Annotated in this window: 12 protein-coding genes, 1 tRNA gene and 3 pseudogenes; 6 read left to right on the forward strand and 10 right to left on the reverse strand. The window is 67.3% G+C overall.

Annotated features, from left to right (window positions below; all coding sequences use genetic code 11):
* Positions 1-141 precede the first annotated feature (141 nt).
* Positions 142-942: a helix-turn-helix domain-containing protein gene (locus ACFYOV_RS18040; protein ID WP_389088836.1), complete on the reverse strand. Its 801-nt coding sequence runs from the start codon at positions 940-942 to the stop codon at positions 142-144.
* Positions 943-1,695: 753 nt separating this feature from the next.
* Between ACFYOV_RS18040 and ACFYOV_RS18045 the strand changes: the two are divergent.
* Positions 1,696-2,277: pseudogene (locus ACFYOV_RS18045) on the forward strand (acetyl-CoA carboxylase biotin carboxylase subunit family protein); the annotation flags it as partial.
* Between the two features lie 810 nt (positions 2,278-3,087).
* On the opposite strand, the gene ACFYOV_RS18050 reads toward ACFYOV_RS18045, so the two are convergent.
* A complete protein-coding gene (locus ACFYOV_RS18050; protein ID WP_389088839.1) occupies positions 3,088-3,621 on the reverse strand; it encodes a DUF6448 family protein in 534 nt (177 codons plus the stop codon).
* A gap of 533 nt (positions 3,622-4,154) precedes the next feature.
* Entirely contained in the window at positions 4,155-4,619 is a 465-nt protein-coding gene (locus ACFYOV_RS18055; protein ID WP_389088841.1) for a MarR family winged helix-turn-helix transcriptional regulator, read from the reverse strand.
* A gap of 97 nt (positions 4,620-4,716) precedes the next feature.
* On the opposite strand from ACFYOV_RS18055, the gene ACFYOV_RS18060 reads away from it, so the two are divergent.
* Together ACFYOV_RS18060 and ACFYOV_RS18065 are read left to right on the forward strand one after the other, a co-directional pair.
* Positions 4,717-5,664, forward strand: a complete 948-nt coding sequence (locus ACFYOV_RS18060) for a zinc-binding alcohol dehydrogenase family protein (protein ID WP_389088844.1) — start codon at positions 4,717-4,719, stop codon at positions 5,662-5,664.
* A gap of 547 nt (positions 5,665-6,211) precedes the next feature.
* Positions 6,212-7,258 carry a hypothetical protein gene (locus ACFYOV_RS18065; protein WP_389088846.1) on the forward strand — a complete coding sequence of 349 codons (1,047 nt, stop codon included), beginning with the start codon at positions 6,212-6,214 and terminating at the stop codon, positions 7,256-7,258.
* 10 nt (positions 7,259-7,268) lie between these two features.
* Here ACFYOV_RS18065 and ACFYOV_RS18070 read toward each other — a convergent pair whose 3' ends face one another.
* Together ACFYOV_RS18070 and ACFYOV_RS18075 are read right to left on the reverse strand one after the other, a co-directional pair.
* Complete coding sequence (locus ACFYOV_RS18070) at positions 7,269-7,448, reverse strand: hypothetical protein (protein WP_389088849.1); 180 nt, start codon at positions 7,446-7,448, stop codon at positions 7,269-7,271.
* Positions 7,449-7,484: 36 nt separating this feature from the next.
* A complete protein-coding gene (locus tag ACFYOV_RS18075; protein WP_389088851.1) occupies positions 7,485-8,036 on the reverse strand; it encodes a TetR/AcrR family transcriptional regulator in 552 nt (183 codons plus the stop codon).
* Between the two features lie 90 nt (positions 8,037-8,126).
* Between ACFYOV_RS18075 and ACFYOV_RS18080 the strand changes: the two genes are divergently transcribed.
* Both ACFYOV_RS18080 and ACFYOV_RS18085 read left to right on the forward strand, forming a co-directional pair.
* Positions 8,127-8,648 carry a carboxymuconolactone decarboxylase family protein gene (locus ACFYOV_RS18080; protein ID WP_389088854.1) on the forward strand — a complete coding sequence of 174 codons (522 nt, stop codon included), beginning with the start codon at positions 8,127-8,129 and terminating at the stop codon, positions 8,646-8,648.
* Positions 8,645-8,863: a hypothetical protein gene (locus tag ACFYOV_RS18085; protein ID WP_389088855.1), complete on the forward strand. Its 219-nt coding sequence runs from the start codon at positions 8,645-8,647 to the stop codon at positions 8,861-8,863. The genes ACFYOV_RS18080 and ACFYOV_RS18085 overlap by 4 nt, the downstream gene beginning before the upstream one ends.
* 359 nt (positions 8,864-9,222) lie before the next feature.
* On the opposite strand, the gene ACFYOV_RS18090 is transcribed toward ACFYOV_RS18085, so the two are convergent.
* From ACFYOV_RS18090 to ACFYOV_RS18110, 5 genes and pseudogenes are all read right to left on the reverse strand, one after another.
* A tRNA-Val gene (locus ACFYOV_RS18090) sits at positions 9,223-9,297 on the reverse strand.
* 156 nt (positions 9,298-9,453) lie between these two features.
* Positions 9,454-9,883, reverse strand: a pseudogene (locus tag ACFYOV_RS18095) (fic family toxin-antitoxin system, toxin component).
* Complete coding sequence (locus tag ACFYOV_RS18100) at positions 9,883-10,020, reverse strand: hypothetical protein (RefSeq protein WP_389088858.1); 138 nt, start codon at positions 10,018-10,020, stop codon at positions 9,883-9,885. Before ACFYOV_RS18100 ends, ACFYOV_RS18095 begins: the two are co-directional and overlap by 1 nt.
* A gap of 83 nt (positions 10,021-10,103) precedes the next feature.
* A complete protein-coding gene (locus ACFYOV_RS18105; RefSeq protein WP_389088860.1) occupies positions 10,104-10,469 on the reverse strand; it encodes an STAS domain-containing protein in 366 nt (121 codons plus the stop codon).
* Positions 10,470-10,930: 461 nt separating this feature from the next.
* A pseudogene (locus ACFYOV_RS18110) lies at positions 10,931-11,251 on the reverse strand (alkaline phosphatase PhoX); the annotation flags it as partial.
* A gap of 152 nt (positions 11,252-11,403) precedes the next feature.
* Here ACFYOV_RS18110 and ACFYOV_RS18115 point away from each other — a divergent pair.
* Positions 11,404-11,847: a helix-turn-helix domain-containing protein gene (locus tag ACFYOV_RS18115; protein ID WP_389089233.1), complete on the forward strand. Its 444-nt coding sequence runs from the start codon at positions 11,404-11,406 to the stop codon at positions 11,845-11,847.
* Positions 11,848-11,956 lie beyond the last annotated feature (109 nt).

Raw genomic sequence — 11,956 nt, forward strand, 5'->3', positions numbered from 1 at the left:
GCGAACAAATTCCATGAGCATCCCCCTCGTTCGGCAGGTTGGTGGCTCCGGTCCGGAGCGCTTGCGCCTCGGGGGCACCGACCTGATCGAGTCTGATGCCGCGGAGGATCGGACTACGGGCAGCCCCCAGCCAGTGGCGTGTCACATCCGTTGGCGAGGCCCTGCCTGCCCCAGCTGTTGGATTACGGGCACGAGTGCCCGGCATGCGTCCTCATCAAGGCCGAACAGGGCACGCACGGCGACTTCCCGTGCTCCAACGCTCCTGAGTGCGCTCAGCATTTCCAGGTCCTCGGACATCCTCTTGGCGACCGCAGCATCACTGAAGTAGGCCACCGGCACCATGAAGAAGTTGGCAATGCCCTCAAGGAAATCACGGGACGGAGCGGTCGTGCACTGACCTGTCCGCAGAGCGAAAACGTCGGATTCCGTGACCGGACAGCCTTGAGTGCTCACCGCGCGGGCAACTTCCGCTTCGCTGTATGCGTCGCGGCCTTTCGGAGTCACAACCTTGAAGAGGTAGTCGAGCTGTCGGGCGATGGTGTCGGCAGAGGTGGCTGCCGCCGCCACTCCCGCCTGGTCGCGCCCGCCCGAGCGGAGTGATGCTGTGGCCACGTCGGGTCCGTCAGGGAGGGGCTCGATGGTCAGCTCGTCGGTCTCACCCAGAAGGTAACTGACTCGCACCCGGAAGACGCGCGCAAGTGCTCTCACCGTGTTGACACCAGGGTTCTTGACCGCGCCCGAAGCGATGTTCAGCACGGTCTGGGTACTGATCCCCTTCTCCGCTCCCCCGTCTGCGGCTCCTTTGTTCATGTGCGGCAGCCGTCTGCTCCGCCTGGCGATCTCCTCGTAGGTCGAGGGACCGGTGCCGCTCGGGTGCCGATTCTCGATCAGCCAGGTGAGCCTGTCAGCGATGATCCCGCGGCTGGTGGGCACGTCACCCATCTCGTTGAATCACACTCCTAGCCAGGGACAGCAACCCTTGTGCCCCGCGTCAATCTAGCCGATTGGATTCCGCGTCAGCAACGCCCAACCCTTCCAATGCACTTGACAGCATCATGCGGCACGCGCATAGGGTCAACCCAACCATCCAATCAACTTGATGAAGCAGTGGCGCCGCGAGAAGTCTCAAATTCAATTGAAATCAGAAAGGTACAGCTTCGTGTCGAATTTCCGACCGAGTCGAGCAGTTGGCGAGCCGTCAGGCCGGCCAAACAGCTCCTCTCAAAGTTCTTCCCATCTCCGTTCGCTCGCCGAAATCAGGCTCATTTGGGACTGGTCATGCCGGCCTCGATGCAGGCCCGAAGCCCGACGAGATCGGCATCTGCGGGGTCGAAAACCAGCTGAACAGCGGAAGACCGTCCCCTACTCGATGGCCGCCGTGTCCCGGCCTCCCCCGGGTCCGGCCTCACGGGCAAGTGGGTGCGCTGACATACGCGGTGTCTCAGCACGGGCGGATTGCAGCTGCGCCGCCGGCGCCTGACGTACTTCCTCCAGCCTCGTCCCTACCCTGAAGGAACAACCGTGCCTCGGCCCTTACTGCTCCTCGGCCTCAGCGGAGCCGCCGACGAGAACGAGTTCATCCTCTCTGAAATCACGGCCGCCTACCCTGTTGTTCTGGTCGACGCTGCTGTACCGGACTGGGCGCGCCCCTACCTCGCCAGTCACCTCTGCACCGATCCCGCCGATGAGGCGGTCATGACTGCTGTGGTGCGGCAATATGTTGCCCGACACGGGGCAGCCGGTGTCATCGCCTGCTCCAGCGAGCGGCTCGTGGCCGCCGCGCGACTCGCCGAACGCTTGAGACTGCGGACAGCGTCCCCTCGAGCCGTGGCCAACAGCACTGATCGGGTGGCAGCTCGCCAGGTCCTGGCTCAGCACAAGGTACCGGTGCCGCGGTGGGCGGAAGCAGACAGCGATGAAGCCGCGGCTTCACATGCGGCCTTGATCGGATACCCAGCGGTGCTCCGCGCACGGACGGGGACCCCAGGCGGCAGCTCGGCCCGCAACCGTGAGGAGATGTCCGCCATGTATGGCCGCGCTCCCCGTACGCCTTCAGCGCTGAACGGTCCACCGCGTCGCGGAGTACTGATCGAAGAGCAGTTGGAAGGGCCTCGGGTGGCTGCCGAGACCGTTGTTCTCGATCGGGACGACATCCGGATCGTGGCCATCACGCGCAGCACTCTTGGTCCACCACCCGCCCAGCCAGTGGTACGTCACTGCGTGTACGCGCACGATCGCCTCTTACACAATCGGCTGGTTCGGCAAACGGTCGTTCGGGCTGTCGAGGCTCTCGGCATCGCACTCGGAGTACTCCACATCGAGATGACACTTACGCCTCGGGGCCCGCGTATCACTGACATCAGCCCCCATCTCGCCGGCGATCTGATCCCGCTGCTCGTCCAGCGAGCCACTGGCCTCAGTCTGCCCCGGGTGGCTGCTGACCTGGCGACAGGTCGGCCTCCGCACCTGACTCCCTCGAGCCAGCGAGCAGCCGCCGTCCAATTCGCTTACTCCTCAGTGACAGGTCGCATAGACCATCTCTCGCTAGTCCCACCCGATCACCAGCCGCTCGTTGACCGGACCGCTCTCCATCAGCGGGCCGGTAGCCACGTGCTGGCCGTGGAAGAGTCGGGCATCGAAGACAGACTCGCGCACTGGGTCGTCCTGAGCGCCACAGCTGAGGCATGCTCCTCCGCCCTGGACCGGCTGATGCAGGATCTTTCCGTTTCCGTTTCGCCCTTCGCCAGCGCCGCAGCCTACGCACGATGACAGGCATCTCAAAAACAACTGGAGCGAACGCCGTCGTCCTGGCGCGGGACCACCAGCCGACCATGTACCCATCCGCGCTGGGAAGCCTCGCGCGGTCTCGCTCCATGACCTGCACGTGCGCACCGAGGACGAGCGGTACGGTACGGAGGCCGCCGACACCCTGCGCGCCACGATCGACGCCGTCGGACGAGGCCGAGCAGGGGCGGCCAGCCCGACCGGACGGAACTGCGGCCACCCCCCCAGGCGGACGGCACAGCGGTGCACCTGACCTGGCACCCACCGGAGCGCTCACCGAGGTGACACTCGGACGCCGCTGCTTCAGGAGCGCTGGGTCGGCACATGTGGGGCAGCGGTTGCCTGCTTGTACAGGTGGTGAGCCCACACCTGTAGGCCGAGCCCGGCCTCCACGTATGCGCGGGCGCCCGCCACACCCTCAGCGGCGTGCTCCTTGAGCGCCATGGCACGGCCGTGCCGCTCTTCCACCTGTTCACGGATGATCCCGCAGAGTATCCGGGTCAGCTCGTCCGTGGAGCCGGCGTCGAGGGCGCGCTCGGCAACCGGTATCACCGGTCCGACATCGAGCCCGGCTCGCTTGAGCCCCGTGAAGGGAGCGCCTTCTCCGGTGCGGTGCACGCGGACGACCGTCTCGAAGAACCAGCGGTCGGCCACTTCCTGTGCCTCGTGGCCGAGAGTCCGCGCCTTGACGGTGAGCTTGAACGCCTCACGGACTTCTGGCTCTCCGGCTTCTGGCACGTAGGGCAGGATCCGGTCGACGTTCCTTTCTTCCAGAGCTTTGCGTGCAGCCGTGACGACGGGACCGTCGAGAGAATCACAGTGCGGGGGCATGGCCATCACCTCTTTCGCGGCTTACCTCCATCATCGGCTGACACCGGGTGTCCAGTCGCCCCGAGGACGGCTTCGACCGGTCCACCTCGTGATGCGGGTGTCCATGGTGAGCACCGAGGGTGGCTGCACGGCGATCGTCGTGGTGCGCGAACTGCCCAAGGAGCCGTCCAAAGACTGCGGCCCTGGCGACCCGCTGGGGTTCACCGAGGCCGTACACGCGGCGCCCTCCGACCGGATGTCCCCGGAGACCCGGACAACCGGACGTTCCGCGGAAAGTCGACCCTGGACATGCAGCGGGTGGACCTCCAGCCCCCAGGACCGGGAGCAGCGCGGCTGCCGCCAAACATGAGGAAGTGGGAGTGCCACACGTGCACCGACGCGCTCCGCTCGCTGCAGCCCGCATCACGTTCGGACCGGTCCGCGAAAACGGCCGGTAGCCGGGGCCGGTGGTCGGCCCCCGGGCCCCCGCTTCCCCGGCACCACCAGGCGGGCAGCGCTCCGGGACGAACGTGCCGACCGTGATGGAGCTGAGCCGGGGCTCAGGCGGTGGGCGGGGCTGTCGCGTGGCGCGTCTGCTGGATCAGGACAGCAGTGGCTCGTTCCAGGAGTGCGCAGAGTGCGGCGTGTTCCGATGGAGTGAACGCCTCGGTGAGTGCGCGCTCAAGGATGATCACCTCCTGGTAGGCGCGGTCGAGGACTGCCCGACCCTCGTCGGTCAAGGTGGCGATCTGCACCTTGGCGTGCACCGGAGACGTATCACGGCGGATGAGTCCCTTGACCTCCATGTTGGTCAGCACGCTGCTCATGCTCTGCTGCGTCACACCGCAGGAGCGGGCCAGTTGAGCACCAGACATGCCGCCTTCACGCGAGAGGGTCAGCAGCACGGTGTACTGGGTCATGGTCAGCCCGTAGCCGCGCAACACGGCCTCGTGATGCGACATCAGCGCCTGCTCCGACCGCCTGATCCGGGTACAGAGGGACTCCTCGACCGGGACTTCCACCATGCTCTCCCTCAACTGACAGGCCCATGAGTTGACTCAGGAACCTTACATCTCTAGCCTTCGATATAAGGATACTGAATCAACACAGGGGGCTGTAAGCATGAAGGCTGTACTGCTCGACACGGAGGGCCACTACGAGATCGCCGAAGTCGACGAGCCCGCCCCCGGCCCCGGCGAGGTGGCGATCCAGGTCGCCTACGCCGGGATCCAGTGGGGGGACGTCATGGTCCGGGACGGCGACTTCCCCGTCCCACGCCCCTTCGTCCCCGGTTTCGAGGCGGTCGGGCACATCACTGCTGTTGGCGAGGGCGTCACCCCCGACCGCAACGGCGCCCCCGTGGCCGCGCTGACCACGGGGGGCGCCTTTGCCGAGGTGGTCGTAGCGCCCGCCCTGCTCAGTCTGGACATCGGTGACCTGCCGCTGCGGACGGCGGCGGGCCTCGGCTGGGCCGCGCCGACCGCCTACGACCTGATCAACACCAGGGCTCAAGTGCAGCCCGGCGAAAGCGTGCTGATCCATGCTGCGGCCGGCTCGGTCGGCACGCTCGCCGCCGAGTTCGCCCGGCTCGCCGGAGCCGGTCGGGTCGTCGGCATCGTCGGCAGTGCGGCCAGGGCCGGCTACGCCACCCGGTTCGGCTACGACCAGGTCGTACTCCGTGAAGAGTTCCCGGCCAAACTCGACAACGAGCGCTTCGACGTGATCCTCGACCCGGTCGGAGGCTCGACTCGTCGCGCAGGCCTGGAGCAGCTCGCGCCGCACGGCCGCCTTGCGGTGTACGGCAATCTCAGCACCTATGAACCCGTCCTGGCCGACACCAACGACCTGCTCATGCATGGCAAGTCGCTGATCACTTACAACAGCAACCTGCTCAGCAGGACCCACCCCGAACGTCTCGCCGACAGTGCCCGCCGCGCACTTGACCTCGTCGCAGACAGCACAGTGCACGTGGACATCACCGTCGAATACAGCCTGGCAGACCTGGCCACCGCCGTGCAGCAGCTCGCGGAGGGTGCCACCTACGGCAAGAGCATCCTCCGCATCGTCTGACAACACGCCGAAGGCACCGCGACATACGTCGTTTCTCCCTGCGCCCTGCGTCAAGGGGATGAGATCAACCCCACGCGCCCCACTCATCCAGTGCTGGGCAGCGACCCAGTGTCGCTGCCCAGCCTGCGCATAACCCGCACAGCCGCGGAATCGCGTCCCGCCCAAGTGCGGACGCGAAAGCCTGGAGCGGCCCTTGGCGGAAGTCCGGCGAACCGTGGTTCAGGAGCGTGTGGTGCAAGGACGCCGTTTCGGCCGGGCTGTCGCAGACATGCTGGAGCGCATCGGCGCAGCGGTTGCGGGCCGCCGCCGCTGCGCCGACCGCTCTCGCCACGCCCGGCCCCACGACCCATGATCGGAACCAGCGTGTGGGAATCAGGAATGTGGGCATCCGGATCAGGCCGGTACCCCCCATCCCGCAGAGGCTTTTGGGCTATATCTCGTCAAATGCGGCTTACGTGATGTGCATCCTATCCGGCTGTCCAGGACGAGCTCTAGCTTCTGGGAGATGACCAAAGCCACCAAGACAACAGCGACCGCCGTCCGAGTAGTGGCCGCGGCGGCCACTGCCCTGAGCATCGCCGCGATGGTGCCGGGCCACGCAGTGGCGCAGGCGGCGACTGCTCAACGCATCGTGGTAGACAGCACCAGCGACGCACCCGACGCGTCCGCCCGTGACGGCAGGTGCCTTTCTACCAAGGGAGGATGCACGCTTCGCGCGGCGGTCATGGAAGCCAATGTGCACCCGGGTTCGACCATCGTGCTCCACGCCGGCCGTTACAACCTCAGTGTCCCGCCACTGCTCGGCCGGCCCTTCACCGACTACACCCTCGGCGACACGGCACACGGCAACCTGAAGATCTTCGCACCTACCACCATTACCGGGGCCGGAGCGGACGAGACCGTCATCGACGGCCGGGGTATCGACCGGGTGTTCACCGTCATGAGGCCGACCACGATCACCGACCTCAGCATCACCCGCGGCCGCTCTGAACCCACGGCCTCCCTCTACAACTATTACGGGGGCGGCGCCGCGCTGAACGCGTCGGAGCTGACGATGGAACGGGTGCGTCTGTTCGGGAACAAGGGGCGCATCGGCGGTGCTGTCCAGAACATCCCGTTCAGCTCCTTCACACTGCGCGACAGCGTGGTGGACCAGAACGAGGCGGGCGAGGCCGGAGGTATCCGATTCGACTCGTCCGGGCTGGTCGAACGGTCGACGATCAGCAACAACCGGGTCGTCGACCCTCACGACCCCACACGCCCTGGTGAACTGGCGGGTTACGGCGGGGGAATCGACGTACGAGGCGTCAGGGACGTGACGCTCGTGGACTCCAAGGTGACCGGCAACTACGCCGAGAAGGGCGGGGGCGGCATCAACATCACCCTCGGCTACACGCCTGCCCCACCGCTGCGGGTCGGTCCCGGCAGTGTCAGGCTCAGGAACACCACCGTCATGGACAACAGGCGTTGGGAAGGCCCGGCCAACTGCCGTGCCGTATTGGCGACGTTCGTTGATCTGGGCGGGAACGCGGACTCGGACGGCAGCTGTGGGACGAGTCCCCGAGGTCGAGCATCCGATCCGGATCACGGGTGAGTCGATCGGGTCAACTCCCGAGCTCCGCTGCAGTGCCCACGTACTGCTCCCACGCCGGCCCGCCCCCGCCGTTCCGGTAGGGCTGGGCCACACGGCCCACGGCGAGGTGGAAGAGCGTCGCGCCCAGGATGAAGTAGTAGCCCAGGTCGAGGGTCCTTCGACACGCCCACAAGTGGTCTGCAGCCCGCATCTCATTCGAGCTCACCCAAAAGGCTCAGGAATGGATTCAGGACCTGTTGCTGGTGAGCATGGCGGCTGCCACGGCGCAGGCCTCGTTCGCTGCGGCCGGCGTGCGTTCGCGCAGTGCAGTGACGATGGCCCCGTCCATCAGCAGCACGAACCGCCGCGCGAGTTCGTCGGTCGCCGCATGGCCGTTCTCGGCGAGCAGTCCGGCGACGTACTTGGTGACGTGCTCCTTGTGCTCCGCCGCGACCCGGTAGGCGCCGCTTTCGGTGTCGGCGGTCTCGGCCATGGTGTTGATGAAGGCGCAGCCGCGGAAGTCGGCGCGTGCGAACCGTTCGGCCAGCGCCTTGAACACATCCAGCGGTTTTCCGCCGAGCGCGTTCACCCTCTCCGCCAGCCAGGCGCGCCATGCCTCGTCACGTCGCTGGAGGACGGCCACGACCAGGTCGTCCTTGCTTGCGAAGTGGCGGTAGAAGGAGGCGCGGCCGACCCCGGACTCGGCCAGGATGCGCTCCACTCCGACAGCTCGGATGCCTTCGGCGTAGAAGAGTTCCTCGGCGGTGTCGAGGAGGCGTTCGCGGGCTTTGGTGGCCATGACTGCACCCTATCCCGACCTTGACGAATATGGAACCGATCAGTACCGTTCCGCAAGACGGAACCGATCAGTACCATCTGGAGGTCGACCATGCCCCGCATCCCACAACTCACCGAAGACACCGCAGGACTACTCGACAGGACCCGCCAGCAACTCGGCCGCGTGCCCAACCTCTATGCGACGCTTGCCAACGGACCGGCCGCGCTCGCCGGTTACCTGGCCATGCGTGACCACCTCACCCGTGGCGCCCTGCGCGTCCGGCTCCGTGAACAACTGGCGCTGCTGGTGGCCCAGGAGAACCACTGCACCTACTGCGTCAGCGCCCACACCCTGCGCGGCCGGAAGCTCGGCATGACCGACACCGAGCTGGCCCGCACCCGTGAGGCGTCCGACGACGGCGACCCGCACGCCGATGCGGTGCTGCGCCTGGCCCGCGAGATCATCCGCACTTCAGGGCGGGTCGAGGACACAGTGCTGGCCGCCGCCCGGGAGGCCGGGGTGACCGACGCCGAGCTGGCCGAGATCGTCGCTCACATCGCGCTCAACACCCTCTCGAATTTCTTCAACCACCTGGCTCAGCCCGATCTGGACTTCCCGGAGGTCGCCGCGTGAATGTGAACCCCAACTGGCGTACAGGCTCCATCGAGCTGATGGCCGGCTACACCCTCACCGATGCAGACGGCCGCCAAATCGACCGCGCCGACGACATCCGCTTCGCGATCGAGGGAGGCTACATCAACGTCCAGCTCCCCGACGTCCCGCACATCCAGATCGTCTCGGCCCCCGCCCTGCGTCTGCTGGCCTGCACCGCAACAACCGTCGGGTAGGCCTCGCCGGGCTGACCCGAGACACCAGGGGCCGAATACCTGGTGGATGAGCGGCCCATAGCGGCCGGCCGCGGCACCGCGGGCACAGCGTTCGAGAGGCGTCGCCCTGCGGGGCTCCTCGGACGCCCGCCGGTGACCAGGCCGGCCAAGAGGTCAGCCCCGGCCGGACCCGCCCCCCTCACGCGCGCTGCCTGAGGCCAGCCCCGGCCTCGAAACACACGCCCTCCAGAGCGACTCCACGCCCTGCGGCACATTGACGCACTACTGTCGCGCGGCGGCGACTTCACCAGGGGCGAGCCTGCCACATCGAACGCCGCGGAGAAACAGCCGACGCCGCGCTCGCGCATGGACGGCGAGGGGGCGGGGCGGTCGGATTCGAACCGACGTCCTCCGAGATGTCATCGCGGCGCATTACCTCTGTGCTACGACCCCGCCTTGCCCGTGATCATAAAGCCGAAGGGACCTGAAGGGCTACAGGTTTCCATGGCGGGACGCGTCGAAGGTCAATGTGCCGATGAGCTTGCGCAGCTGCCTTCGGCGACGACATCGCCCGCCGCCAGGCAGAGGACGCAAAGCCCCCGGCTCATCCGTCACCCGCCCGGCCCCCGGCCTCTTCCTGGACTCGGGCGAGCAGCATCGGGACCGCGACGGTGATGCAAGGTCCGCAGCAGGGCGGCGATCTTCCCGGCCGTGCAGGCCGGGTCCAGGAGGAGGTCCTTGAGGGCGACGGCGTCTTCGCGGGCGGGCCTTACGGTGATACCGGCGGCCTCGAGGTACATGACGCCGGTGGCGGGGCCAAAGCCATGCTGGAGCGGTCCAGCCAGCGGCACCGGCCCAGCGTGTGCACCAGGGCAGCGGCCCTGGCGTAGGGGCCGCCGTCGAAGACGCGCTGCTCGAACCCCTCTGCCCGGTGGCGGGCCACCGCCGGGACCGGGACACCATAGTCGTCGGGAGCCGGATCGTTCGCCCGGTGGCCTGGGCGGCCTACAAAATCCAGGGGACGTCGATGTGCAGGTTCATCAGGCGGCGCGAGCTCCCCGAGCCGTCTTCGGCTGCTGGGCGTCTTTGGCTTCGTCGAAGACCGTCTGGTGTTCGGCCAGGAAGCGGGCGACGGCCTCCACCGCGCGGGCCCGCAGTCCGCTGGCATCGTCCTGCACCAGCCGGGCGAGGGGGTCCCCGACGTTCAGCCCCGGATCGGCGGGCGTGACCTCGCGAGTTCCGCGACGTCCGCGTCACCCTGTCAGGAGGTCAGGTCGCGGTAAAGGGCGGGGTAGCAGGGGATGAGTTGGTCAAGGCCGATGAGTTGGACCGTGCTCAGTACGGAGGCGGTGAGCCCGGCCAGGTGCAGCCAGCCGCCGGATTGCCGGGCAGCGTGGTGGGCGGCGATGAAGGCGTTGATGGCGGTGGAGTCGATGAAGGTGACAGCGCTGAGGTCGATCACGGTACGGGCCGTGGCCGTGCCGTGGGGGTACAGCAACGTGTCGCTGAGGTGGGCGGCGTTGTAGTGGTCGATGTCGCCGTGCAGGGTGACCACGCTGATGTCTTCGCTGGTCGTGGGCTGCCCGAAGGGCAGCTGAGGGTGCGATGCTCCATGGTCAGAGGGCACGGAAGCCTTTGGTGAACTGTTGAGGATGGTGCGGCCACTCTCCCGTGCGTGGGTGAGCCGACGGACGATTTTTGAGGAAAATCCATCCTTTCGCATGTCCGGCTGGTGCATGAGACGTGTCCGTCGATGTCGCGGGTATCCGCCTCGGATGGGGTCCGTCACGGGAGTGTCGGTCGTCGCTGCCCCTTGGCATCACGAAGAGGGCGATGCGGGCGGTGATGCGTTGCCGGCCGGCTCGCGCCGCGCTTCGAAGCCCTGGGCGACGGCTGGCACGCTCTCCAGGGCGTGCTGCTCGACCCGCCCGGCCACGGTTCGGGCGGACTATCCGCCCGGCCTGTGGCCGCCGCTGCCGTCGGCCTGCTTGGTGCTGGGCAGAGCTTCGGGCCCGGCATGGTGGACGGCCGAGGGCGCAGGTCGGCGGCAACGCCGTCCTGCCGCCGCCGGCCGTCGCCGGTCGGCGCTCAGGCGGTGGTGCGGAACGGTCCGGTGACTTCGTAGGTGATGCCGCCGGAGGAGGTGCCGGTTGTGCCGCGCTGGCTGGAGAAGTACAGGCGCCTGCCGTCGGGGGAGAACGCCGGGCCGCAGATCTCCGAGCCGGACTGGCCGGTGATCCGCAGGAAGGGGGCGACGATGTCGTCGGGGGTGATGATGCAGATCTCCATGGTGCCGCCGTCCTCGGCGACGAACAGGTCCCCGGAGGAGCTGCCGGTGACGTTGTCGACGCCGGTCAGTGGTGCGGTGCCGTTGGTGACCAGGTTGTCGTCGTAGGCGAGTTCGTAGGTGCACTACTGGGCGGTCGAAGGCCGAGTCGATCCTGTCGAATGCCGAGCGGGCTGCGCTGGAGGGATGGGTGCGGCGCCGTTCCACTTCGCAAGCGTGGGCTTTGCGATGTCGGATCATCCTGGCCTGCGCGACCGGCGCGTCGAACAAGGACGTGGCCGCGCGGTGGGGCTCCACGCCGCATGCGGTGGGTCGCTGGCGGAAGCGGTTCGTCGAGCACCGGATCGCCGACCTGGGCGACATGCCGCGCTCGGGTGGCCCCCGGACGGTCACCGACGAGCAGGTCGCCGCGGTGGTGAAGCGGACGCTGGAGTCGACGCCGAAGAACGCCACGCACTGGTCGACGCGGGTGATGGCCACGGAGATGGGTCTGTCGCAGTCGACCGTGTCACGGAGCCGGCGGGCCTTGGGCCTGCAACCGCACCGCACCGCACCGCACCGAGACCTTCAAGCTGTCCACGGACCCGTACTTCGTCGAGAAGGTCCACGACGTCGTCGGGCCTGTATCTGGACCCGTCCGAGCGCGCTCTGGTGTTCTGCGTCGACGACAAGTCGCAGATCCAGACTCTGGACTGTTCCCAGCCGGTGCTGCCGATGATAGGGGCATCAAACTCGCCGTCCGCTATGAGGCGACCGTGCTGGTCGCAGTCCTCAACGAGTGGCTGTGACCAGCGCTTTCACAGCAGGCCCTAGGCGGAAATTCTTCC

Origin of the sequence: Streptomyces sp. NPDC005931 (genome assembly GCF_042871235.1) — a bacterium.
In the GTDB taxonomy this organism is placed as follows: Bacteria; Actinomycetota; Actinomycetes; order Streptomycetales; family Streptomycetaceae; genus Streptomyces.